The sequence below is a fragment of the Agrobacterium sp. T29 genome (genome assembly GCF_006970545.1).
Taxonomy (GTDB): Bacteria; Pseudomonadota; Alphaproteobacteria; order Rhizobiales; family Rhizobiaceae; genus Agrobacterium; species Agrobacterium leguminum.
Window position 1 is genome coordinate 2928672 of record NZ_CP040640.1, and the last position, 23126, is coordinate 2951797.

The 23126-nt window shown below is 59.2% G+C and carries 27 protein-coding genes; 13 read left to right on the forward strand and 14 right to left on the reverse strand.

Going from position 1 to position 23126, the window contains the following annotated elements; all coding sequences use genetic code 11:
- Positions 1–53: 53 nt before the first annotated feature.
- On the reverse strand, positions 54–923 hold the full coding sequence (locus FGF54_RS14575; protein WP_142780033.1) for a carbon-nitrogen hydrolase family protein: 870 nt from the start codon (positions 921–923) through the stop codon (positions 54–56).
- Positions 920–1528 (reverse strand): GNAT family N-acetyltransferase, encoded by a 609-nt coding sequence (locus tag FGF54_RS14580; RefSeq protein WP_168208110.1) that lies wholly within the window; start codon positions 1526–1528, stop codon positions 920–922. The genes FGF54_RS14575 and FGF54_RS14580 overlap by 4 nt, the downstream gene beginning before the upstream one ends.
- A gap of 73 nt (positions 1529–1601) precedes the next feature.
- On the opposite strand from FGF54_RS14580, the gene FGF54_RS14585 reads away from it, so the two are divergent.
- The 3 genes from FGF54_RS14585 (at position 1602) to FGF54_RS14595 (ending at position 3221) form a co-directional block, all read left to right on the forward strand.
- A complete protein-coding gene (locus tag FGF54_RS14585; RefSeq protein ID WP_142780035.1) occupies positions 1602–2003 on the forward strand; it encodes a ketosteroid isomerase-related protein in 402 nt (133 codons plus the stop codon).
- A gap of 97 nt (positions 2004–2100) precedes the next feature.
- The gene (locus tag FGF54_RS14590; RefSeq protein ID WP_142780036.1) at positions 2101–2682 is read left to right on the forward strand and encodes a helix-turn-helix domain-containing protein; all 582 of its coding nucleotides are present in this window, start codon (positions 2101–2103) and stop codon (positions 2680–2682) included.
- A gap of 20 nt (positions 2683–2702) precedes the next feature.
- The gene (locus tag FGF54_RS14595) at positions 2703–3221 is read left to right on the forward strand and encodes a GNAT family N-acetyltransferase (protein WP_142780037.1); all 519 of its coding nucleotides are present in this window, start codon (positions 2703–2705) and stop codon (positions 3219–3221) included.
- Between the two features lie 18 nt (positions 3222–3239).
- Here the strand turns inward: FGF54_RS14595 and FGF54_RS14600 are convergent, their stop codons facing one another.
- The gene (locus FGF54_RS14600) at positions 3240–4313 is read right to left on the reverse strand and encodes a dienelactone hydrolase family protein (protein WP_142780038.1); all 1074 of its coding nucleotides are present in this window, start codon (positions 4311–4313) and stop codon (positions 3240–3242) included.
- A gap of 145 nt (positions 4314–4458) precedes the next feature.
- Between FGF54_RS14600 and FGF54_RS14605 the strand changes: the two genes are divergently transcribed.
- Positions 4459–5553 carry an AraC family transcriptional regulator gene (locus tag FGF54_RS14605; protein ID WP_168208111.1) on the forward strand — a complete coding sequence of 365 codons (1095 nt, stop codon included), beginning with the start codon at positions 4459–4461 and terminating at the stop codon, positions 5551–5553.
- A 6-nt stretch (positions 5554–5559) separates the two neighbouring features.
- Here FGF54_RS14605 and FGF54_RS14610 read toward each other — a convergent pair whose 3' ends face one another.
- Positions 5560–6663 carry a TRAP transporter substrate-binding protein gene (locus FGF54_RS14610; protein WP_080852804.1) on the reverse strand — a complete coding sequence of 368 codons (1104 nt, stop codon included), beginning with the start codon at positions 6661–6663 and terminating at the stop codon, positions 5560–5562.
- A 162-nt stretch (positions 6664–6825) separates the two neighbouring features.
- Positions 6826–7296, reverse strand: coding sequence for a group III truncated hemoglobin (locus FGF54_RS14615; RefSeq protein ID WP_142780040.1), 471 nt, complete (start codon positions 7294–7296; stop codon positions 6826–6828).
- 139 nt (positions 7297–7435) lie between these two features.
- Between FGF54_RS14615 and mbfA the strand changes: the two genes are divergently transcribed.
- Positions 7436–8419 (forward strand): iron exporter MbfA, encoded by a 984-nt coding sequence (gene mbfA, locus FGF54_RS14620; RefSeq protein ID WP_080852803.1) that lies wholly within the window; start codon positions 7436–7438, stop codon positions 8417–8419.
- A gap of 56 nt (positions 8420–8475) precedes the next feature.
- On the opposite strand, the gene FGF54_RS14625 is transcribed toward mbfA, so the two are convergent.
- Together FGF54_RS14625 and FGF54_RS14630 are read right to left on the reverse strand one after the other, a co-directional pair.
- Positions 8476–9090, reverse strand: coding sequence for a transglutaminase-like cysteine peptidase (locus FGF54_RS14625; protein WP_003524508.1), 615 nt, complete (start codon positions 9088–9090; stop codon positions 8476–8478).
- Between the two features lie 118 nt (positions 9091–9208).
- Entirely contained in the window at positions 9209–9997 is a 789-nt protein-coding gene (locus FGF54_RS14630; protein WP_142780041.1) for a carboxylesterase, read from the reverse strand.
- A 187-nt stretch (positions 9998–10184) separates the two neighbouring features.
- On the opposite strand from FGF54_RS14630, the gene infC reads away from it, so the two are divergent.
- The 6 genes from infC (at position 10185) to pheT (ending at position 16137) form a co-directional block, all read left to right on the forward strand.
- On the forward strand, positions 10185–10721 hold the full coding sequence (infC, locus tag FGF54_RS14635; RefSeq protein WP_078051391.1) for a translation initiation factor IF-3: 537 nt from the start codon (positions 10185–10187) through the stop codon (positions 10719–10721).
- A 190-nt stretch (positions 10722–10911) separates the two neighbouring features.
- Positions 10912–11115: a 50S ribosomal protein L35 gene (gene rpmI / locus FGF54_RS14640; RefSeq protein ID WP_035264590.1), complete on the forward strand. Its 204-nt coding sequence runs from the start codon at positions 10912–10914 to the stop codon at positions 11113–11115.
- 40 nt (positions 11116–11155) lie between these two features.
- Positions 11156–11560 (forward strand): 50S ribosomal protein L20, encoded by a 405-nt coding sequence (gene rplT, locus FGF54_RS14645; RefSeq protein ID WP_003493358.1) that lies wholly within the window; start codon positions 11156–11158, stop codon positions 11558–11560.
- Between the two features lie 175 nt (positions 11561–11735).
- Positions 11736–12614 (forward strand): phosphotransferase, encoded by an 879-nt coding sequence (locus tag FGF54_RS14650; RefSeq protein WP_142780042.1) that lies wholly within the window; start codon positions 11736–11738, stop codon positions 12612–12614.
- Positions 12607–13689: a phenylalanine--tRNA ligase subunit alpha gene (gene pheS, locus FGF54_RS14655; protein ID WP_026363813.1), complete on the forward strand. Its 1083-nt coding sequence runs from the start codon at positions 12607–12609 to the stop codon at positions 13687–13689. Before FGF54_RS14650 ends, pheS begins: the two co-directional genes overlap by 8 nt.
- 24 nt (positions 13690–13713) lie before the next feature.
- Positions 13714–16137, forward strand: coding sequence for a phenylalanine--tRNA ligase subunit beta (gene pheT, locus FGF54_RS14660; protein ID WP_142780043.1), 2424 nt, complete (start codon positions 13714–13716; stop codon positions 16135–16137).
- A 58-nt stretch (positions 16138–16195) separates the two neighbouring features.
- On the opposite strand, the gene FGF54_RS14665 is transcribed toward pheT, so the two are convergent.
- Complete coding sequence (locus FGF54_RS14665) at positions 16196–17197, reverse strand: aldo/keto reductase (RefSeq protein ID WP_142780044.1); 1002 nt, start codon at positions 17195–17197, stop codon at positions 16196–16198.
- A gap of 117 nt (positions 17198–17314) precedes the next feature.
- On the opposite strand from FGF54_RS14665, the gene FGF54_RS14670 reads away from it, so the two are divergent.
- Positions 17315–18205 carry a LysR family transcriptional regulator gene (locus tag FGF54_RS14670; protein ID WP_142780045.1) on the forward strand — a complete coding sequence of 297 codons (891 nt, stop codon included), beginning with the start codon at positions 17315–17317 and terminating at the stop codon, positions 18203–18205.
- Here FGF54_RS14670 and FGF54_RS14675 read toward each other — a convergent pair whose 3' ends face one another.
- The 4 genes from FGF54_RS14675 to FGF54_RS14690 form a co-directional block, all read right to left on the reverse strand.
- On the reverse strand, positions 18206–18649 hold the full coding sequence (locus FGF54_RS14675) for a GNAT family N-acetyltransferase (RefSeq protein ID WP_142780046.1): 444 nt from the start codon (positions 18647–18649) through the stop codon (positions 18206–18208).
- A 1-nt stretch (position 18650) separates the two neighbouring features.
- Positions 18651–19601, reverse strand: coding sequence for an aldo/keto reductase (locus FGF54_RS14680; RefSeq protein WP_065654675.1), 951 nt, complete (start codon positions 19599–19601; stop codon positions 18651–18653).
- Between the two features lie 109 nt (positions 19602–19710).
- Positions 19711–20694 carry a GlxA family transcriptional regulator gene (locus FGF54_RS14685; protein WP_142780047.1) on the reverse strand — a complete coding sequence of 328 codons (984 nt, stop codon included), beginning with the start codon at positions 20692–20694 and terminating at the stop codon, positions 19711–19713.
- The gene (locus tag FGF54_RS14690) at positions 20694–21254 is read right to left on the reverse strand and encodes a cysteine hydrolase family protein (protein WP_142780048.1); all 561 of its coding nucleotides are present in this window, start codon (positions 21252–21254) and stop codon (positions 20694–20696) included. Before FGF54_RS14690 ends, FGF54_RS14685 begins: the two co-directional genes overlap by 1 nt.
- Before the next feature lie 180 nt (positions 21255–21434).
- Here FGF54_RS14690 and FGF54_RS14695 point away from each other — a divergent pair, with 180 nt between their 5' ends.
- Positions 21435–22418 (forward strand): Gfo/Idh/MocA family protein, encoded by a 984-nt coding sequence (locus tag FGF54_RS14695; protein ID WP_142780049.1) that lies wholly within the window; start codon positions 21435–21437, stop codon positions 22416–22418.
- Here FGF54_RS14695 and FGF54_RS14700 read toward each other — a convergent pair.
- Positions 22415–22786, reverse strand: a complete 372-nt coding sequence (locus FGF54_RS14700) for a hypothetical protein (RefSeq protein ID WP_142780050.1) — start codon at positions 22784–22786, stop codon at positions 22415–22417. The two genes, FGF54_RS14695 and FGF54_RS14700, sit on opposite strands and share 4 nt — an antisense overlap.
- A 12-nt stretch (positions 22787–22798) precedes the next feature.
- Positions 22799–23041 (reverse strand): hypothetical protein, encoded by a 243-nt coding sequence (locus tag FGF54_RS14705; protein ID WP_020812414.1) that lies wholly within the window; start codon positions 23039–23041, stop codon positions 22799–22801.
- Positions 23042–23126 lie beyond the last annotated feature (85 nt).

The window sequence follows — 23126 nt, forward strand, 5'->3', positions numbered from 1 at the left end:
CTTGTCACACCGCAAAGCGGGAATTTGGTTAAAAGCCTTTTAAAATGGGCTTTTCAGATCGCAAATTGCTCCGGCCAGTCGCGGCGGGTGGCCACCTGTCCCTCGGTTCGGAGTCTTGCGACGGCGGCAAGATCGATATCGGCGATCAGAAGCGTGCTCTGTGTCACCGCATCGCTTTCGCTTTCCGCGACGATACCGGATGCGGGCATGCCGTAGTCGGACGGCACGTAAAGGGCGGCGCGGCCGCGATTCTCATCGACGGCGGGAGACCATGGGGCTTCTCCCGCCGTGGGGGCGGAAAGAACGGCATATTGATTTTCCAGCGCCCGTGCCTGCGCGCCGATCCGCACCCGGTAAGCGCCCGCCAGCGTGTCGGTGCAGCTGGGGGCGAGAACGAGTTCGACGCCCAGCTCCGCCAGCCTGCGGCCCAGCATCGGAAACTCGTTGTCGTAGCAGATGAGAATGCCGAGCCTGCCGATTGGCGTCTCGAAGGCTTTCAGGCCCTCGATGCCGGCATCAATGTGCCATTGCTCCCGCTCGAAGCGGGTCATGATCTGCTTGTCCTGATAACCGATCAGCCCATCCGGGCCGAACAGCCATGCGCGGTTGCGGAACTTGCCGTCGGGGTCCTTCACCGGCGCGCTACCCGGCTGGAAGAGGATTTGATGTTGCCGCGCCAGCTCCTCGCAAAGCTCTACCCAGGAAGGGATCAACGGCTGTATCTCTTCGATGGAACGATGCAGATCGGAGCGCGCGGCGGGTGGCAATTGCCCGGTTAGCGCCATGGCTGAATATTCAGGAAGCAGCAGCAACTCAGCGCCTTTTTCCTTCGCCTCGCGAACGATGGCGGAGAGATGTGCGGCATAAGCCTCCCATGTCTCGATCAGCTCGATGGCATATTGGCTGGCGGCGAGGCGTGTCATTTGTCTCCGTCTCCGGCAAGAATGGTCTTCATCCAGAAGGACAGCGGTTTCGGGCTCTCAGCGCTCTCGTCGAGGTCCTGCCATGTGAAGCTGGTGCGTAGTTCCGGGTGATGGCGATAACCACGCTTTTCCCAGAAGGCGTTCAGCGGAACGTAGTCCGCCGGCCGTCGTGGATGGTCTGCGGGCCGCTCCACCGCACAGAAAGTGCACATGTCGAAGCAGAGCCGCCTTGCATGCGCCTCCCGTTCCTCGAAGAAGCGCACGCCGACGCCATGGCCGCGATAGCCGGGCAGGAGCACACTTTCACCGAAGTAGAATATCCGGTCCGGATCGTAACCCGCTTTGACGAAGGGCGCCTTCACCTCTTCGGTCTCTGCCGCCATCGGCATGCCGGTCGACATGCCGACCACTTTGCCGTCATCGAGCGCCAGCACGAAGACTGCGCCGTCCGTATCGGCATAGGTTGCGAGATATTTGCGCTCATAGTCTAGCGAGCCGTCATAGAGATAGGGAAAGGAGCGAAATACTTCGATCCGCAGGCGCGCGAGGTCATCGAAATAGGGGGCGGCGTCAATGCCGGAAAGAGACTTGATTTCGACGGTCATGGGCATTTTCACTTTCGGTTGCACTGGTTATACCGTCATGGAAAACCCGCGCAAGCATTGAACGGAGAAGACGATGACCGCTGCCGAGACCATCCGCGCCTACTACGAAGCCTTCAACCGTCAGGACATGGATGCCTTTCTGGCGCTTCTTCACGAAGAGGTGGTGCACGACATCAATCAGGGCGAGCGCCAGACCGGCAAGGCCGCCTTCGCTTCCTTCATGGACCACATGAACCGCTGCTATAAGGAAAATCTCACCGAGATGGTCATCATGGCGAGCGAAGATGGCAAGCGTGCTTCCGCAGAATTCATCGTGAACGGCGAATATCTCGCAACGGATGAAGGTTTGCCCGAAGCCGATGGCCAGAAATACGTCCTGCCAGCCGGTGCCTTCTTTGATCTCGAGGACGGGAAAGTTAGTCGAGTAACGAACTACTATAATCTGAACGACTGGATTGCCCAGGTTGGCGCCTGAGACACCCATTTTGCTGCCAAGCAACCGGCGGCAAACACGATGATCAATTTCTACTATCATGGATATTGACTCCATCATGTGAGAGTGCAATTCTCATATGATGGAAAACGAAGATCATATTCTTGAACGCTCTATCGGCGAGCGGATCAAAACATTGCGGGCTGAAAACGGCCTGACGTTGGACCGTCTGGCGTCCGAATCCGGCGTCAGCCGCGCCATGATCTCCCGCATCGAGCGTGGCGAGGCGAGCCCCACGGCCTCGCTGCTGGCCCGTATCTGCGCAGCCCTTGGCTTGTCGCTTTCCGGTTTCTTCGCCGAAAACGAAGAGGCTGTTTCCCCGCTTATGAAAAAGCGTGATCAGCAGCTCTGGAAAGATTCGGAGACCGGTTATGTGCGCCGCGCCATTTCCCCGCCGCGTGTGGGATCCGATGTCGACATCGTCGAAGTCGAATTTCCGCCCGGCGCGCGCGTGGGTTTCCCACCGCATGCGGCGAGCCGGGGGATGACGCAATATGTCTGGCTTTTCGAAGGTGTGCTGGAAATGACCAGCGGTGGAGACGTTCACCGGCTGGAGCCCGGCGATTGTCTTTTCATGCCGGTTGGCGAGGGACATGTTTTCCACAATCCTACCGAAAAACCTGCCCGTTATGCCGTCGTGCTGGACCAAAGACAGCGCTGATTTCCCCGACAGGAGTTAATATGACCACCATCCGCTTGTTGAACGGGCAAGAGACCATCGATGTCTTGCCCGAACTCTGTGAGGTTCTGGCTGCCTGCGTGAACGGCGGCGCATCCGTCGGCTTCATGTTGCCCTTTTCTCCACAGGATGCCGAACCTTTCTGGCGATCCGCAGCGGAAACAGCGGGCGAGGGGACGACCATTCATGTGGTAGCGGAAGTGGATGGCAAGGTGGTGGGCACCGTGCAGGTCGGCCTTGCCTCCAAACCCAACCAGCCGCATCGCGGCGATCTGATGAAGCTTCTGGTGCATCCGTCCGCGCGAGGCCTCGGGCTTGCCCGCAAACTCATGCAAAAAGTGGAAGAGGAGGCGGCAAAACGTGGTCGTACCCTTTTGGTGCTGGATACGGCCACGGGCAGCGATGCCGAGGCGATTTATCCTCGCCTCGGCTGGGAGCGGGTCGGCGTCATCCCCGACTACGCCCTGTTTCCGGATGGACGCTTTTGCGGCACGACCCTGTTTTACAAGCGGATCGGCTAGGCCTCTCAATCTGCCGCCTTATTGACCCGGCTTCAGTGTACGGTTGAAGGCGGCAGCGATCATCGTCTCCAATTGCGCGTGAATATCCGCACGGTCCCGTGGTCCGGCCGGTTCGCAGATCGGATCGCGCTCGCCGACGGATTTGAGAAAGGCGTCGGCATCCGGTTTGCACAGTGGCAGGAAGCTGAAATGATTGGCCTCATCTACTTGCTGATAGGTCGCGCCGGGCACTTGGTCCGCGAGTTTATCCGCAAGCACGGCTGGCGGAATTTTGCCCTTGCTGCCGAGATTGATGAAGGTTAGCGGAATATCGATCTGCTTCAGGCTATCAGGCTGAAAGGCAAGTGCCAGACCGGGATCGACCAGCACGGCGGAACGGATGCGGGGATCGCGGTTCTGCTGCTCGAAACGGGTCTTGTCGAGGGTTCTGAGATCGAGCTTCGGCACGCCGACCGCCTCGCCATTGAGGTAACCTCGGCCACCGGCGAACCATTGGCAATCCATCATCGTGGCATGGTCTTCGCAATAGCGCGCATAGGCATCGAGATCGGCGCGCGCACCCGAAATCTCCATCGCCGCGCTGCCGCCGAGCGAAAAGCCGAGCACGCCTATCCTTTGCACGTCGATAGCACTCGACCATTTGCCCTTCGCCGTTAGAACAGTGACAATCGTGGAGAGATCGTCCGTTCGCTCCCAGATTTTCGGCGTGTCGGCGGGTGTGGAATCGCCGCTGGTGGTGCCGGGGTGGTTGGCTCCCGCCACAATGAAACCTTCGCTCGCAAGTTTCGCGGCTATCCACGCCATGCCGGACACTCGTGAACCCGAGCCGTGAGACAGAAGCACAAGCGGCAGCCGACCCGGTTTCACGGCGCCATCCTTGACCATTGGCGTGCCCTGAAAAATCCGGTCATCGCCGGAAAGCGTCTGCGTGCCCTTTCCGTCGGATGGGTACCAGATTGTGACGGCCAGGTCCTTGCCGCGTGCTGGCGAATGAATGGTGGTTTCGCTGACGCCGACAGCCTCGCCTGCAAGAACAGGCTGGGTGACGAGAGCGGAAAACAGGATGGTCGTGATGGTGGTGATGGGGCGCATGAAAACCTCGTGCGGTTGGAAAGAACGGGGTTCAATCTGCGCCGCTACATGTTTTTTGCGTCCTTGATCGTGTTAAAGGTCGTCCCGAAACGCGATCTGGTCCATGAATTGGCGATATAAGCCGTTGTTCCGGGGATATTCATTCGTGCTGTTCATTCCGCTGCCTTTCGTCGTGGCGCTTCTGCTGGTTGTCATGTTCATCGTTTTCTTTCGAGGCGGAGACGATGTGCGAACCAATCGGGCCTTTCTGACGCTGATCGCGCTTTGTGCCCTGCAATCCGTCCTTGTCGGCCTGCGCTGGGGGTACGGCGTCAGCGAAGCGCGTTATGTTTTGCCGGTCCTCGCCGCCTGCCTGCCGCCGCTCGTCTACATCGCTTTTCGTGGGCTGATGAGAGTGGCGGCTGAGAGCAGGATAGCGATGCTTGCCAACCTCGTCCTGTCGCCTTTGCTCATCGTCATCATGGAACTCACCTGGCCGATGGCGATTGATCTTGCGCTGATCGTCATCTTCGTCGGCCACGCCATTGCCCTGCTTCTTCTTGGCAGAAAGGGCCCGGATGGGCTGGACGAGGCGCAATTTGCCAGCGTCACCTCGGCGCACCGGGCGCTTATTATCGCTGCCGTCGCTCTTTGTGTTTCTGCCCTGTTCGATCTTCTCGTGTTTTCCGATTTCGAATGGGCGCATGGGCAGAATGTTGCAGCGCTGGTCAGCAATGCCAATCTTTTCGGCCTGCTGTTGATTGGCCTCATGGCCGCGCTGGCCGGCAGGAGCAAGGCGCCGCAAACAGCCATAGAACCTGTCGCGGAATTGTCAGCGTCGGCGGAGCCATCGGAACAGGATTGGGATATCGTTGCAAGGGTTGATCGGCTGATGGAAACGCAGGCGCTTTACCGTGATGAGAACCTTAACCTGTCGCGGCTTGCAAGACGTCTCGGTCTGCCGAGCCGGCAGATATCCGGCGCGATCAACCGCTCGCTCGGCGTCAATGTCTCACAATATGTCAACCAGTTGCGCATCCACGAAGCCTGCCGGCTGCTGGAAGAGACGGAGCAATCGGTGACGGCGATCATGCTGTCCTCCGGCTTTCAGACCAAGTCCAACTTCAACCGCGAATTTCGCCGCGTCACCGGCATGAGCCCGGTCGACTGGCGGGAGCGTGAAGTGTGGAAGCTGGTCTCGCCAAACAAAACGGTCACCCGGCCGATGCCGGATGACCGTTTGAAGATCGTCGGGAAATGATGCGGATCAGAGCGTGCCGTTGCGCTGCTGGATCATCATGTAGGTGTCATAGGTATATTCGGCGATCTGCGCCCAGAGATAGGCGTCCTTCTTGAAGGCCTGCTGGCTCTCGTAGATCTTCTTGAAGCTCTCGTTCTTGGCCGAAATCTCCGCATAGGTGTCCTGCGCCGCCTTGTGGCAGACATCGAGGATTTCCTGGCTGAAGGGGCGCAGGATGGCGCCCTGCGCCACGAGTTCCTTCAGCGCCTTCGGATTGCGCGCATCGTAACGTTCCAGCATGCTGGCGCTGCCGGCGGCGCAGGCGTCTTTCAGGATGCGCTTGTAGTTCTCGGGCAGCTCATTGAACTTCTGCAGGTTCACGAAGGCATGCACGGCCGGGCCGCCTTCCCACCATGCCGGATAATAGTAATATTTCGCGACCTTGTAGAAGCCGAGCTTCTGGTCGTCATAGGGGCCGACGAATTCGGTGGCGTCGATTGTGCCCTTTTCCAGAGCCGCATAGACATCGCCGCCGGCGATCTGCTGCGGTGTCACGCCAACCTTCTGCATCACCTGGCCGGTCAGGCCGGCGATACGCATCTTCAGGCCCTTCAGGTCATCGATGGTGTTGATTTCCTTGCGGAACCAGCCGCCCATCTGGGCACCGGTATTGCCGAGCAGGATCGAGTAGATATTGTGCTGCGCCAAGAATTCATTGAGCAGCTCATTGCCGCCGGCCTGATTGAACCAGGCATTCGTCTGCCGTGCGTTGAGACCGAAGGGAACCGAAGTTCCGAGCGCGAAGGTCGGATCCTTGCCAACGTAATAATAGGCGCAGGTATGCGCCATTTCGACGGTTCCGGCCGTTACCGCATCCGCCGCCTGAAGCGCCGGCACGATTTCACCGCCGGCGAAATGCTGAATGACAAAGTTTCCGCCGGAGGCTTCCTTGACATGATCGGCGACGATCTGGCCCGCGCCGAACAAAATGTCGAGGCCCTTGGTGAAGGACGATGTCATGCGCCAGGTGATCTTGGGGTTTTCCTGCGCAATAGCCGGAGCGGCCAGTGCCGTTGCGGTAACACCGGCGCCGAGAGCGCCCGCCTTGCGGATAAATGATCTGCGATCCATGTCGATAAGCCCTGCTATGTCTGCATATTACAGGCGAACCGCACGGTACGCCTCCCGCAGGCTACTAATCATTTATCCCGGCAGCCATCAAGAGGGAATGTTCGAAACTTGCGTGATCTCCGGTGATGCTTGGCGAATGTTGCTTCGTCACGTCTTTCCGCGTCATTTGCTGCGCATCAACGCCGGGTCGTCCATTGCGGGATTGTAAAACAGCGAAAGCGTCAGGCTTCTGGCGATGCGTTCCGCCGTTTCCATGAACCAGTCATGGGCTTCCCTGTTCGGCGCGATGTCATCCAGCGTGGCGGAAAAAAGCGCAAGCCATTGCGGGAAAAGCTCCGCCGACATGCCCTTTACGCCGAGATGCGCCTGCACGGGCTTACCGCCATAACCACCATTCTTGAACGCGACAGCCGCCCAGAACTGTTTCATCCTGGCCATATGTTCCGGCCAGCGCCCGGCAAGCCGCGCATCAAAAACCGGGCCGAGCGTGGGATGTTCAAGAACGCGGCCGTAAAATGTTTCCACCAGCAGATCGATGAAACCGGCATCGACGCCGATCTCCGCCATGGCTTTTTCCGCCCTGTGCTGAATCTCCGCGCTGTGGGCGGCTCTGGCCGTAACGTCGTTCTGCATGGTGTTTCCTTTTTTGCGAATTTACCCCGCTGCGATGGGGCCTGCAATGCGACCCTTTGCCTTATTAGAATTATTCTAAGAAGACTTGATCCAGGCGCGATGCGGATGTATTTAGAATTATTATAAAAAGGTTTCAGCCATGTTTCGCAGTCTTTTTTCCCTGTCCAAACGCCCCTTTTCCTCCCTCGGCGAACAGGAAATCCTCGCGCTCGCCATTTCATCCGAAGAAGACGATTCCCGTATCTATCGCTCCTATGCCGACCATCTGCGTGCGCAATATCCGCAATCGGCGAAAGTCTTCGACGATATGGCGGAAGTCGAACAGCAGCATCGAAATATCCTGATCGACATGCATCGCCGTCGTTTCGGAGAAACCATCCCGCTGATCCGCCGCGAACATGTGCGTGGTTTTTACGAGCGTACCCCGGACTGGCTGGTGAAGAACCTGTCGCTCGAAAAAATCCGCGCCCAGGCCGAATTGATGGAAGCCCAGGCGATCCGCTTCTACGATGAGGCCCTCAAGCGCACCAGCGATGCCTCGACGCGCAAGCTCCTCGGCGATCTGGCCGAGGCGGAGCGGGGTCACGAAGACATCGCGCAGATGCTGGAAGAAAAACACCTCGATGAAAACGGCAAGACCGAAGAGGCGGAAACCGCAAAACGGCAATTTCTTCTGACCTATGTGCAGCCGGGTCTTGCGGGGCTTATGGATGGTTCCGTCTCGACGCTCGCGCCGATTTTCGCGGCCGCCTTTGCCACGCAGGATACCTGGCAGACCTTCCTCATCGGCCTCTCGGCCTCTGTCGGTGCGGGCATCTCCATGGGTTTCACCGAGGCCGCCCATGATGACGGCAAGCTTTCGGGCCGCGGTTCTCCGGTAAAGCGGGGCTTGGCCTCGGGCATCATGACGGCCATAGGCGGTCTCGGCCACGCATTGCCCTATCTCATTCCGCATTTCTGGACGGCAACGGCGATTGCCGCCGTCGTCGTTTTCGTGGAACTCTGGGCCATCGCCTTCATTCAGAACCGCTTCATGGAAACGCCGTTCCTGCGCGCGGTGTTTCAGGTGGTCCTCGGCGGCTCACTGGTGCTCGCGGCCGGTATCATCATCGGCAATGGCTGAAAAAAGAAAGAGCCCGCAATAGCGGGCTCTCAATCCATCAAACGTGGAACCAGGCGTTAGCGCAATGCGCCGACCAGCACGTCGCGGCCGTCTTCGATGGAGACCCAACGGCCCGTATTGAAGGACGCCTGCCGCTTCAGATAGGTGTAGTTGGTGTCGGTCCACAGCTTCACGTCGTCGGTGAGATTATCGAGAATATAATCGCCGTCGGTGGTGCGAAGGGTCAGCACGGCATGGCCCTCGCCATCCGGCTTGCGCACGACGGTGATCAGAAGATCAGCCACGGAAAAACCGCGCTCAACCAGCTTCTTTCGCTTCAGCAGCACGAAATCTTCGCAGTCGCCGGCGGTCGTCGGATATTCCCAGACTTCGTCCTTGCCGTAGATTTCCTGGTCGGTCATCGCCACGATTGTGGTGTTGACGGACGTATTGACCTCGCGAATGACATCCCAGCCATAATCCGTGACGCGCGGCGGCGGCGTCGCCTTGCTGCGAATATTGCACTCGTCGGCATATTTCTGACAGAACTCATAATGGCCGATCGGCTGGGATGTGATCCCCCCCGTCACCATGGAAGGGCTTCCCTTGGTTTCCGCCGTGGCGGAGGCAGCAGTCATTAGCCCGGCGGCAACTGCAAACAGCAGCGCACGCGCCAGCGGTGCGTTCATCATGAAACCCGTCCCTTAATTCTTAACGAAAAGTTAAGAGGGATAGGGGGCTTGAGTCAATCGCTAGCAATCGGCGGCGCGCAAGACTCGTCGAATATGGTTAAGAGCGTTGCGCAAAAGCCTATATTGCAAGGGCTTTGACCGCAGCGAGCATCCGCTCGATATCCTGCGGCCGGGAAAGCCGATGGTCGCCGTCGCGGATCAGCGTCAGCACGACGTCGTCGGAGGGAAGATGTTCGAGAAGCTTCAGCGCATGCTGATAGGGAACATCGGGGTCGCGCATGCCCTGCAGGATGTGAACGGGGCAGCCGGTGGTGATGATACCCTGCAGCACGCGGTTCTGCTTCCCGTCCTCCATCAGCGCGCGGGTGAAGATGTTGGGCTCGGGGCTATATTCCGAATGTTCCTCGAAATAACCCTTTTCCGCCAGAGAGGTTTTTTCCGCATCCGAAAGGCTGGGCTCTATCAGCTCCTGCGTGAAATCCGGCGCTGGCGCAATGAGGACGAGACCGGAGACGGATGGCGCGCCACCCGCCTTGCGCAGCTCCTCGACCATGCGTAGCGCAATCCATCCGCCCATGGAGGAGCCGATGAGAACGACACGCGACGGCGCTTTTGCGCGCACCACGGCAAGCGCCTCTTCCAGCCAGCGGGAAATCGTGCCCTTCCTGAAGTCGCCGCCGGAGGCGCCATGGCCGGAATAGTCGAGCCGCAGGCAGGCAAGACCGTTTTCAGCGGCGAAGCGATCGAGTTCAACCGCCTTGGTTCCGGTCATGTCGGAACGATAGCCGCCGAGCCACACGAGCATCGGCATATTCTCGCCCGACGCCGCCGGGCGATGAAGGAAAGCGATGTCGCGAGTGTCGTTGTCGGGGCCTACACGCAGGAATTCAGCGGCTTGTTCGGTCATGTATATGCAATTCTCCTGATTTTGGTGCAACAACGGCGGCGTATTTGCAAAAACCGTGACAACAGGTGATCTTTTCGGGCAGATATGCTATTGACTTCGCCACGGCAATAACGACATTTCCGCCGCTTGTACCAAACAAGCTGTTTTTTGCTGACGTGATCCAGAAACAGATCAGGAGAATACGACCATTCGCAGACCTTTCAAAGCCGATGCCCCCGTCAAGGAGGGGCCGCGCTCCAACCGGGAAATTCGGGTTCCCAGAGTTCAGCTTATTGATGAAGAGGGCCAGAACCTCGGTAGCATGCCGACGGATCAGGCTTTGAAACTGGCGGAGGAGGCCGGTCTCGATCTCGTTGAGATTTCGCCGAACGCGGAACCGCCGGTATGCAAGATCCTCGATCTCGGCAAGCTGAAGTACTCGACCCAGAAAAAGGCCGCTGAAGCGCGCAAGAAACAGAAGATCGTCGAAGTTAAAGAAATCAAGATGCGCCCCAACATCGACACGCATGACTATGACGTGAAGATGAAGGCGATGGGCCGTTTCTTTGACGATGGCGACAAGGTGAAGGTAACGCTGAAGTTCCGCGGCCGCGAAATGGCCCACCAGGAACTCGGCATGAAGCTTCTCCTCCAGGTGAAGGAAGACACCCAGGCGATTGCCAAGGTGGAGGCCGAGCCGAAGCTGGAAGGCCGTCAGATGATGATGGTTCTCGCCCCGAAATAATCTTTTTACGCGTTCACATCACCGGCGCGTATCCCATCGCAAGGGGAAATTCTCATTCCCCGTTGCGCTTTTAGCCGACTGCGGTTATAAGCGCGCGTCCGAACGGTCCGGCAGGGCATGCCGAGGCCGTTCCTGAATAGCTTGAAATAGGCCTCGTCTGCCTGTTTCGATACAAAAACGGAGTAGCAAAATGCCCAAGATGAAGACGAAGTCCGCTGCAAAGAAGCGGTTCAAGATCACCGCAACCGGCAAGGTTGTTGCAGCCGCCGCCGGCAAGCGCCACGGCATGATCAAGCGTACCAACAAGTTCATTCGCGACGCGCGCGGAACCATGGTTCTCGCCGACGCTGACGGCAAGAAGGTCGTCAAGAACTACCTGCCGAACGGTCTCTGAGACTTTTCCGCACATTTGGACACTTTAAGGAGATCATGACATGGCACGCGTAAAACGTGGCGTAACTTCCCGCGCCAAGCACACCAAGACACTCAAGGCAGCCAAGGGTTTCTACGGCCGCCGCAAGAACACCATCCGCGCAGCAAAGGCTGCCGTGGATCGTTCCAAGCAGTACGCTTACCGCGACCGCAAGGTCAACAAGCGCAACTTCCGCGCTCTGTGGATCCAGCGTATCAACGCTGCTGTTCGCGAATTCGGCCTGACCTACGGCCGCTTCATCGACGGCCTGAACAAGGCTGGCATCGAAGTCGACCGCAAGGTTCTGTCCGACATGGCTATCCATGAGCCGGCAGCATTCGGCGCGCTCGTCGAAGCAGCGAAGAAGGCTCTTGAGTACCTCAAGGATGCTGGTACGGCCAACGAGTTTGAAACCGCTGTAAAGTAATTACGGCGCGGACAATCTGTTGTTCATTTGAAACCCGCGCCGGTTCTCCGGCGCGGGTTTTCGTTTTTTGGAATTCACGGCAGTTTCGGCAAAGGCGTGGAACGCTTTTGCGCCGAGGTTGCCAAAAAGGGTGGGGCATCCGGCTTTCGGTCGGCATGTTCCATTGGGGGCAAGAATGCTGGTTGCCGCAAGCGAGGCGGAAAAGGCGAAGGGTTTCCACGTCCATCTCGAAGATGGCGATATCGCAGCCTTGATGCGGGCTTTGCTTAAGAGCGAGCGCCGCGTGCAGAAACTCGAGCTTTCCGCAACAACCGTGTGGATCAAGCGTCAGGGTACCGAAACGCCATCCTGGTGGATAAAGCTGCAGACCTTTCTCGCAAAGCTGCTTCCCTACACTTTCATGCGCCCATCGCCGCCGCTCGATGGCGCAGGCCTGATGCGCCGTGAACTCGAAACATTGCAGGTCTTCAAGGCCCGCGGCTTTCCTGTTCCGCCCATCATCTATTCTTCGTTGACGGCCGTTGTCCTGGGGGATGTCGGCCCAACCATCATGGAGCATATGGACGCGATTAAAACCGCGAGGCCGGCGGAACATGACGCCCTGCTGGTAAAATCTGCCGAGGCACTCGGCGAGTTGCATGCGGCAGGCCTTTGCCATGGGCGACCGCACGTGCGCGACTTTTTTCTCGAGCATGGCCGCGTCGGTTTCATGGATTTCGAGGAGCGCCCGCAGGACGTCATGCCGCTCGAGACGGCGCAGGCCCGCGATATCTGGCTGCTGTTTCTGCAGGTCGCGACACGCGCCTGCGATGCGCGGAAAACCTGCGATGCCGCCTTCGCCCGCTGGCGCGAAAACGCCCCGCCCCGGGCGCTGGAAGAATTGTGCCGTCTGACCGGCATTCTGGGGCGTTTTTTACCGGTTGCCCGGTTGATCGGGCGCGTGCGGATGGGTAGTGATCTGCGACGCTTTATCATGGCGACCGACTATCTGATGAATGCTGTGAACCCCGAAGCCGCTGTTAAAAAGACCGGCAAGGCAGGAAAAGATGACTGAACTTGATACCTTGAAATCGCAATTGATGTCGGAGATCGCCACGGCTGCCGATGAGCCGGCCATCGAAGCCGTGCGCGTTTCCGCGCTGGGCAAGAAGGGCTCGGTTTCGGAGCTTCTGAAGACGCTTGGCAGCATGACGCCGGAAGAGCGCCAGACCCGCGGCGCCGCCATCAACCAGCTCAAGACCGAAATCACCGACCTCATCGGCGAACGCAAGAATGCGCTGAAGGACGCCGCCATTGCTGCGCGCCTGAAGGCCGAAACGGTGGATGTCAGCCTGCCGGTCCGCCAGTCTCCGGCCGAGCGCGGCCGCATTCATCCGATCAGCCAGATCGTCGATGAAATCACCGCCATCTTCGCGGATATGGGTTTCTCGATCGCCGAAGGTCCGGATATCGAAACCGACTACTACAACTTCACGGCGCTGAATTTCCCCGAAGGCCATCCGGCCCGCGAAATGCACGACACCTTCTTCTTCCAGCCGGATGAAAACGGCGAGCGCAAGGTGCTGCGCACCCATACGTCGCCGGTGCAGATCCGCACCATGGAAAGCCAGAAGCCGCCGATCCGCATCGTCATTCCCGGCAAGACCTATCGCCAGGATTCCGACGCCACGCATTCGCCGATGTTCCATCAGGTTGAAGGCCTTGTCATCGACAAGAAGGCGCATGTCGGCAATCTGCGCTGGATTCTCGAAGAATTCTGCAAGACCTTCTTCGAGGTCGACAGCGTCGTCATGCGCTTCCGCCCGTCCTTCTTCCCCTTCACGGAGCCGAGCTTCGAGGTGGACATCCAGTGCGACCGTTCCGGTCCCATCGTCAAGTTCGGCGAAGGCAAGGACTGGATGGAGATCCTCGGCTGCGGCATGGTGCACCCGAACGTGCTGCGAGCCGGCGGGCTGGACCCGGATGAATATCAGGGCTTTGCCTGGGGCATGGGCCTCGACCGCATCGCCATGCTGAAATACGGCATGCCGGACCTGCGCGATTTCTTCAACGCCGATGTCCGCTGGATGAACCATTACGGCTTCCGCCCGCTCGACATGCCGACGCTGTTCGGCGGTTTGAGCGTTTAATCCGGTTAGCCAAGGAGCAAAGACATGAAATTCACTCTTTCCTGGCTGAAAGAGCATCTCGATACCGATGCGACGCTGGATGAGATCTGCGAGCGGCTGACGGCAATCGGCCTTGAGGTCGAGGACGTTGACGACAAGGCGGCCTACAAGCCTTTCGTCATCGCCAAGGTGCTCTCCGCCGAGAAGCACCCGGAAGCTGATCGTCTGAAGGTTCTCTCCGTCGACGCCGGAGACGGCAAGCCGGTGCAGATCGTCTGCGGCGCGCCGAATGCACGCGCCGGCCTCGTCGGTGCGCTCGCGCGTCCGGGCATGTATGTTCCGGGCATCGACGTCACCCTTGCCGTCGGCAAGATACGCGGCGTGGAAAGCCACGGCATGATGTGCTCCGAAAAGGAGCTGAACATTTCAGACGATCACGACGGCATCATCGACCTGCCGGAAGATGCGCCGGTCGGCACCTCTTTCGCCGCCTATGCCGGGCTCGACGATCCGGTCATCGAAATCAACCTGACCCCGAACCGCCCGGACTGCACCTCGATCTACGGTATTGCCCGCGATCTCGCTGCTTCCGGTCTCGGCAAGCTGAAGACAAGACCCGCGCCGTCCTTCAAGATCGAAGGCGCAACCCCGGTCGACGTGAAGCTTGAGCTGGACGATGCGGCGCTCTGCCCCGGCTTTTCGCTGCGCATCGTGCGCGGCGTGAAGAACGGCCCCAGCCCGAAATGGATGCAGCAGCGTCTGATGGCAATCGGCCTGCGCCCCATCAATGCGCTTGTCGACATCACCAACTACATGACCTTCGATCAGGGACGGCCGATGCACGTCTTCGACGCCGCCAAGGTCAAGGGCGATCTGACGGTTCGCCGCGCAAAAGAGGACGAGACGATCCTCGCGCTCGACCAGCGTGAATATAAGCTCGGCCCGAACAATGTCGTCATCGCCGACGAGAAAGGTCTCGAATCCATCGGCGGCGTCATGGGCGGCGAACATTCCGGCTGCGATGAAAACACCGCCGACGTGCTGATCGAATCCGCTCTCTGGGATCCGATCAACATCGCCAAGACCGGCCGTTCGCTCGGCATCATCACCGATGCGCGTTATCGCTTCGAGCGTGGCGTCGATCCTGAATATATGGTTCCGGGTCTGGAGCGTACCACCGAACTGGTCCTCGAACTGTGCGGCGGCGTCGCCGGCGAAGCCCGGGTCGTCGGTTACAAGGGCCATCAGCCGAAGGTCGTGGATTTTCCGTTGGCGGAAGTGAAGCGCCTGACAGGTCTGGAAGTCTCGGCGGAAGAGAGTCTCGCCATTCTCAAGGGTCTCGGCTTCGGCGTCGAGGGAACGGGTGAGCGTGTGTCCGTCACCGTGCCGTCCTGGCGTCCGGATGTCGATGGCAAGGCCGATCTGGTGGAAGAGGTCATGCGCATCCATGGCGTCGACAATATCAAGCCGGAGCCGCTGGAAAGTTTTGGGGCCGTCAACGGCCGTATCCTGACCACGCTGCAGATCCGTACGCGTACCGCGCGCCGTGCGCTGGCAAGCCGTGGCATGCTCGAGGCTGTCACATGGTCCTTCATCCCGGCAGCGCAGGCAAAGCTGTTCGGCGGCGGTTCACCCGCGCTGAAACTCGCCAACCCCATCGCAGCCGATATGTCGGACATGCGGCCTTCGCTGCTGCCCGGCCTTCTGACCGCCGCGCAGCGCAATGCCGATAAAGGTTATGGAGATGTCGCAATCTTCGAGGTCTCCGGCACCTATGAGGGCGATACGCCGGAAGCCCAGCGCCGCGTTGCCGGCGGCGTTCGCCGCGGCACCGCCTCGCTCGCGGGCAGCGGCCGCATGTGGTCCAATGCTGCGAAGGGCGGCGGCAAGCCGGTCGATGTCTATGACGCCAAGGCCGATGCGCTGGCGGTGCTGGAAGCCTGCGGCCTGCCCATGGCCAATGTGCAGATCGAAGCCGGCGGCCCCGGCTGGTATCACCCAGGCCGCTCCGGCACCATCAAGATGGGGCCGAAGGTCGTGCTCGGCTATTTCGGCGAGTTCCATCCGAAGACGCTGTCCGAGCTGGACGTCTCCGGCGCCTATTGCGGTTTTGAGATTTATCTCGACGCCATGCAGGAGCCGAAGAAGAAGGCAACCCGCACCAAGCCTGCGCTCGAACTTTCGCCCTTCCAGGCAGTCAAGCGCGATTTCGCCTTCGTGGTCGACAAGTCGGTCGAGGCGGGCGCCATCATCAAGGCTGCAACGAGCGCTGACCGCAAGCTGATCACCGGTGTCAATGTTTTCGATATTTTCGAAGGCGCGTCGCTCGGTGAAAACCGCAAGTCGGTTGCCATCGAAGTGCAGATCCAGCCGGTCGACAAGACGCTGACGGACGAGGATTTCGAGGCCCTGACGGCCAAGATCGTCGGCAATGTCGAGAAATCGACGGGCGGCGTCCTGCGCGCCTGAGCCTGAAGGCATCTGTCGGAGTGAAAAAAGCCGCGGCAGCTGCCGCGGCTTTTTGTTGTTATCGGTTGGCCATCCGTGACATCTGTTCTGGGTAACGCGCGCCGGCGACTTTTGCGGGCGAAAGCAGCGCGCCGAGGCTGGCGGCTTCTTCTGCCGTCAGCGATACCTCCGCCGCGGCAACATTCTTCTCCAGATTGGCGATTTTTGTCGTGCCGGGAATAGGAACGATGAAGTCGCCCTGTGCCAGCACCCAGGCCAGCGCCAGTTGTCCGGCGGTCACACCCTTCTCAGTCGCCATGTCCTCCAGAAGCTTGATGAGCGCCAGATTGGCGTCGAAGTTTTCGCTCTGGAAGCGCGGCAGGCCGCGGCGGAAGTCGTCGGATGCAAGGCCGTCGAGCGACTTCAGCGCGCCCGTCAAGGCACCGCGCCCGAGCGGGCTGAAGGGGACGAAACCAATGCCAAGCTCACGGCAGGTTTCCAGCACGCCGTTTTCCTCCACGTCGCGGGTCCACAGCGAATATTCGCTCTGTATGGCCGCGATCGGATGAACGGCGTGTGCCTTGCGAAGTGTCTCGGCGCTTGCTTCCGACAGGCCGAGATGCTTCACCTTGCCCTGCCGGACCAGCTCGGCCATGGCGCCTACCGTGTCTTCGATCGGGACATTTGGATCGACGCGATGCTGGTAGAACAGGTCGATCTCATCGACGCCAAGGCGTTTGAGAGAGGCTTCGGCGACGGCGCGCACATTTTCCGGGCGGCTGTCGGTACCCACCATCATCTGGCCAGCGGGTTTGCTGTTGTCGATCTTGAAGCCGAACTTGGTGGCAATGACCACCTTGTCGCGATAGGGCTTCAAACCCTTGCCGACAAGGATTTCGTTATTGTAAGGCCCGTAAACCTCCGCCGTATCGAAAAAGGTGACGCCGAGTTCGACGGCGCGGTGCAGCGTGGCAATTGCGCTGCTCTCATCGCCGGTCGGGCTATAGGCATGTGTCATGCCCATGCAGCCGAGGCCAAGCGCCGAAACGGAAAGGTTGTTTCCAAGGGTTCTTTTTTTCATCTGTACGTCCTTCCATAAGGAACCGCCCATCGTTAAGGGCGTGATGAGAAAATAGCGTCTCAGGGCGGTAAAAATAATCGCTGCAAATCCGCTTGAGTTGTTCTATCATTTAGAACAATGAACCGTGTGCAACTCTCTCAACTGGCCGTTCTCGCCGCCGTTGCCGAAGGCCGCAGCTTTCGCAAGGCCGCCGCCGAACTTGCCATTGCCCCTTCCGCCGTCAGCCATGCGGTGTCGTCGCTGGAGGCGAGCCTTGGGCTGCGCCTGCTTCATCGTACCACCCGCAGCGTTTCACCAACAGAGGAGGGCAAGCGGCTTCTCGAGACGCTTGGCCCGGCGCTTGCCGATATCGATGCGGTCATCGAGACGCTTGCCGAGCAGGGCGGAAGACCGGCCGGCCCCCTGCGCATCACCCTGCCGCGACTTGCCGCTGAGGACCTCATCGTGCCCCGACTGGGCGAGTTCCTGCGGCTCTATCCCGATATTTCACTCGAAATATCAACCGACGACCGCTTCGAGGATATTGTTGCGAAAGGTTTCGATGCGGGTTTGCGGCTTGGCGAGCACCTCGATGCGGATATGATTGCGGTAAAAGCCAGCGGCGCATGGCGCGGCGCGATTGTCGGCGCGCCCTCCTATTTCTCAGAAAATCCACCACCGCAGGATCCAAGGGATCTCATCCGGCATCGCTGTATCCGCCGGCGTTTCGCCAGCGGCCTTATCTATCGCTGGGAACTGGAGAAGAATGGCAAGCCATTGGTGGTTGATGTGCAGGGGCCGCTGATCCTGTCGGACCAGAGCCTTATTCGCCGGGCTGCCATCGACGGGGCAGGGCTTGCGTTCGTTTTCGAGCAGCGTGTTGAAGACGATATCCGGGCGGGCAGGCTTATCCGCGTGCTTGACGACTGGTGCGCCCCGTTCGACGGTTTTTACATTTATTATCCCTCGCGCCGGCAGATGAGGCCGGCGCTGAGGGCTTTCGTGGATTTCTTCCGCTTCAGGATTTGATCAGAACTTGATGCGATAGCGGATATGGCCGTCGCTCTTCACATAGCTGTCGTAGAGCTTCTGGGCGCGGTGATTGTCCTCGCCGGTGTGCCAGTACAGCCGTGACCAGCCCTTGTCCTTGCAGATGGCGACAAGATCATCCATCAGCGCCCGGCCCGTTCCCTTGCCGCGGATTTCGCCATCGACAAACAGGTCTTCCAGATAGCAGTCGGGCGTCTTTACCCAGGTGGAATCATGGAAGTGGTGAATGGCGAAACCGGCCATGCGGTCGCCGAGCATGGCCACGCGCATGGAAACACGGGATGCGGGATCGAGAATGCGCGCCCAGGTATGCTCGGTCACCTCATCGGCAAGATGAACTTCATAAAAGGCGAGGTAGTCGTTCCACAGGCGCAGCCATTCAGGCCGGTCAGCCGGCTGCGCATCGCGAATTCTGAGCTCCATGTTACGCACCCGCCTTGTCGAGCAGCGTCATCATCTCATCCGTCAGCTTTAACTCGACGGCGCGTTTGAAGCTTTCAAGCTGGGAGAGGCTGGTGGCGCTGGCGATCGGCGCGGTTATCGCCTTCTTGCGCAACAGCCAGGCCAGTGCGATGTCGGCAAGTTTGGCCCCGGTTTCCACTGCCACGGCATCCATGGCGCCCAGAATGGCAAGCCCGCGCGTATTGACATATTCACCCACGCGATAGCTGCGGGCGACGCCTTCCGTATCGGCCTTGGCACGATATTTCCCGGTGAGGAAGCCGGCGGCGAGGCTGTAATAATTGATGACGCCGATTTCTTCCTTCTGGCAAAGCTCGGCAAGCGGACCTTCGAAATCCTTGCGGTTATAGAGATTATACTCCGGCTGCAGCACGTCATAACGGGGAAGATTGTTTTTTGCGGCCGTGTCCAGCGCTTCCTGAAGCTGGCTTGCGGAATAATTGGAGCAGCCGATGGCGCGGATTTTTCCCTGCTCCTTCAGCTTGCCGAAAGCGGCGAGCGTTTCCTCCAGCGGCACATCCGCATCCGGCTTGTGGGCGAGGTAAAGGTCGATATAGTCGGTTTGCAGCCGCTTCAGCGACGCTTCCACGGCCTCTTCGATCCACTTGGCGCTGAGGCCTGTCTTCTGGCCGCGATTGTCAAAACCGACCTTGGTGACGATTACCGCATCTTCGCGCTTCACGCTCGACTGCTTCAGCCATTTGCCGATGATCGTCTCGGACTCGCCGCCCACATGTCCGTCCACCCAGGCGGAATAGACATCCGCCGTGTCGATGGCGTTGAACCCGGCGTCGAAAAAGGCGTTGAGCAGCGCAAAGGAAGTCTTCTCATCCGCTGTCCAGCCGAACACGTTACCGCCGAAAACGATCGGGGCGATGGAGAGGCCGGTGCGGCCGAGGCTTCGTTTTTCCACGGGGAATGCTCCTGTTGCTGTCTTGGTGGCAAGGTTAGCAACTGCTCATCCGCATAACCATTCAATTCCTTTGATGGCATTCATCAGGAAGCAGCGGGGTTTGAGATTATCAGGCCTGAAAACCGCGATAATGGCTGGGCGGGTAACGATTATGCTGCTGCCAGACACGCCGTAAATGCCGGGCGGAGGCAAAGCCCGCCCGTTCGGCAATGGCTTCCATATCCAGGCGACTGTTGGCGAGAATGTCGCGGGCGAGATTGACCCGCATCAGGTTGACGTAGTCGATGACGCTGATGCCGGTATGCTCGCGAAACAGTCGCGACAAATGCCTTTCGCTGAGCGCCGCAATATCGGCCAGCCGCTCCAGCGACCAGTCCTGCGCCGGCTCGGCCATCACACGGTCCTGAACCCGGTGAATGGCGGGGTGGATGTGGTTGCGGCCGGTCATCCAGGGGGAGATTTGCGGATCGTTGCCGCTGCGTCTGAGATAAACCACCATGGTTTTGGCAATACGCGCGGCGACAGCCGGGGATGTCAGCCGGGAAACCACATGCAGCATCAGATCGACGCCGGTGGAAATTCCGGCGCTTGAGAAGCGGTTGCCATCCTCGACGAAAAGGCGGTTTTCGGCCACCTGGGACAGCGGCGCGATGCGACGCAGCCCTTCAAGGCAATCGGCATGGGTCGTGCAGTTGCGCCCGTCGAAAAGCCCGGCTTCGCCCGCCAGCAGCGCGCCGGAACAGATGGAAATGACTGTCGTATCGGGGCGCACCGCACGGCGCAGCCATGCCGCCAGCGCCTGCCGCTCTCGCCGTGTCTCCGGATCGTTGTCGAAGCGTGACGTGCTGCCGGAGATCAGCAGGAAAGCATTTTCCGGCAGGGTCTCAGGCAAGCTCTCCAGCCCTGAAAGCGCAAGGCCGATGGAAGATTGTTGTTTGTCAGTCGCAGCAATGTAGCGGCAGTCGAAATGAATGTCCCGTTGTTCCCCGTTGGCATAACGGATCACTTCGAGCGGACCGGCAATATCGAGCAACAGCGCATGTGGCGGCACAAGCGTATAAAAGGGAATGGTGCGCGTGCCGCCTTTATCCATCAGGCGGCCTCTTTCACGGCGGCAAGTGCGTCATCGACGGTCACGATGCGCGCGAAGCGGCCGGCCAGCACCAGCTCGGTCCGCTTGCGGATATCGTCCGGGCTGAAGACGGTGCCGGAAGCATGTGTCATCGGGAAAGTCAGCGTCGCTTCGGTGACGTAATCGACGCTGTAACCAAGATCGGAAGCGTGCCGGGTGGTGGTTTCGCAGCATTGTTCGGTGCGGATACCGGAGACGATCAGCCGGTTGATGCCCTTCTGCGTCAGCCAGATTTCGAGGCCGGTGCCGGCAAAAGCCGAATGGCGGTTCTTGTGAAAAGTGACATCTGGGGTAATCCGCACGCCCTGCAGCGCACGGATATAGCCGCTGTCTTTTGAAAAGGCCCTGTCGCCATCGACATGGAAGATTTGTACGACGGGAATGCCCGCAGCCCTTGCACCGTCGATCAGTGCCTGCTGCTTCTCCAGATAGGCGGCAAGCTCGCTTTCCTCGAAGTAAGGGGCATGCCGAAAGGATTCCTGAACGTCGATGACAAGCAGTGCTGTATGGGAAGAGGACATTTCATGTTTCTCCATTGGGTTCATGCATAGCATAATTCCTCTTATCTCACTCGGGGAAAAGCAGGTATTCCGACAAAGACAGGACAAATTCAGCCATACCTTGTTCTGTCATGCATCTGCGGCTTGCCAGACCGTGTGACGATGGTAAGTTTCCGACGGATGGCAGAGCGGGAGAATGGAATGCTGCGTTTCGGAATAATCTCAACGGCGAAAATTGCACAGGATCACGTCATTCCGGCGATACAGGATGCGCAAAACTGCGTGGTCAGCGCCATCGCCAGCCGTGACCATGCCAAGGCCCGCGCGGTGGCGGATCGTTTTTCCGTACCCCACGCCTTCGGCTCCTATGAGGAGATGCTGGCCTCGGATGTCATCGACGCCGTCTATATTCCGCTTCCGACCTCGCAGCATGTGGAATGGACCATCAAGGCGGCCGATGCCGGCAAGCATGTTCTGTGCGAAAAGCCGATTGCATTGAAGGCAGAGGAGATCGACACTCTCATCGCCGCGCGTGACCGCAACCGTGTTATCGTCTCGGAAGCTTTCATGGTCACCTACGCGCCCGTCTGGGCGAAGGTGAAGGAATTGCTGGCATCCGGCGCGATAGGCACACTGAAGCATGTTCAGGGCGCTTTCAGCTATTTCAACCGCGATCCAGGCAATATGCGCAATATTCCCGAACTGGGTGGGGGCGCCTTGCCGGATATCGGCGTTTACCCGACCATCGTTACCCGCTTCGCTACCGGCGCGGAGCCCCGGCGCGTACAGGCCACCGTCGAGCGCGATAAGGAATTCGGCACGGATATCTATTCCAGTGTCAGGGCCGATTTCGGCGATTTCGAACTGAGTTTTTATCTGGCCACACAGCTTGCCGCCCGTCAGCTCATGGTTTTCCATGGCACTGAGGGGTACATTGAGGTCAAGTCTCCCTTCAACGCCAATCGCTGGGGTGCGGAAGAGATCGAACTGACCAATCAGGCCCATAGCCAGTCGCAAATATTCCGGTTTCAGGATAGCCGCCAATATAAGCTGGAGGCGGAGGCCTTTGCCCGTGCGGCGAAGGGCGAGGGCGACGTGGTTACGCTGGAAAGCTCGAGAAAGAACCAGCTTTTCATCGACGCTATCTACCGGGCAGCGGAAAAGGATGGCTGGGAGACGGTTTAGTCCTGATCTTGCCGTTGCTTTTGAAGCCGCCAATAGCCGTAAAGCGCCAGCGCCAGTGCCGCCAGCGCTGAAAAGGCAAGTGGGACGAGCGGCTGCACCAGCGGGTTGCGCCATTGCAGCAGGGCAAACAGGCCGACACTGACGATACGTGAGGTGAGTGTGACGGCATTCATCAGAAAGCTGTTCAGCCTGGCTGACGCCTCACCATTTGCACGGTTCAGCCGCCAGCTTGTTGCAAGCCCCGTTGCTGCGCCCGGCAAACGGGCGGCCAGCGGATCGACACCGAGATAGAAAATAAGCAGACAGGTAACGGCAAGGTCGGCGGCCAGTCCGCAAATCTCGGTCAGCGCAAAGTGCGGAAGCCTCAAGACCGTGGGCTTTTAGAGGGTTGGCTGGGTGGAACGCGGGCGCTGCAGCACCAGAAGGCCGAGGACGACACCCACGACACCGAAATTGTAACCGGCGAGCGCCAGAAGCAGCGACATCAAGGGCACGGCCGTGGAAGAAAGTGCAATCGCCACGCCATAGGCACCGATAATCATCATGCAGATGAAAACGATGCTGAAAACCGAACGAAGCGCAACTGCGGTTACGCCGAGCGCTGTGGCGGTAAGAAAAATCATGATGCCGCCTCCTCTTTGGTTGTCGGGCCTGGGGCAAGACGTAACGCCGTTTTCCCTAACGAACCCTTGTTTCCTCCTCCAATCC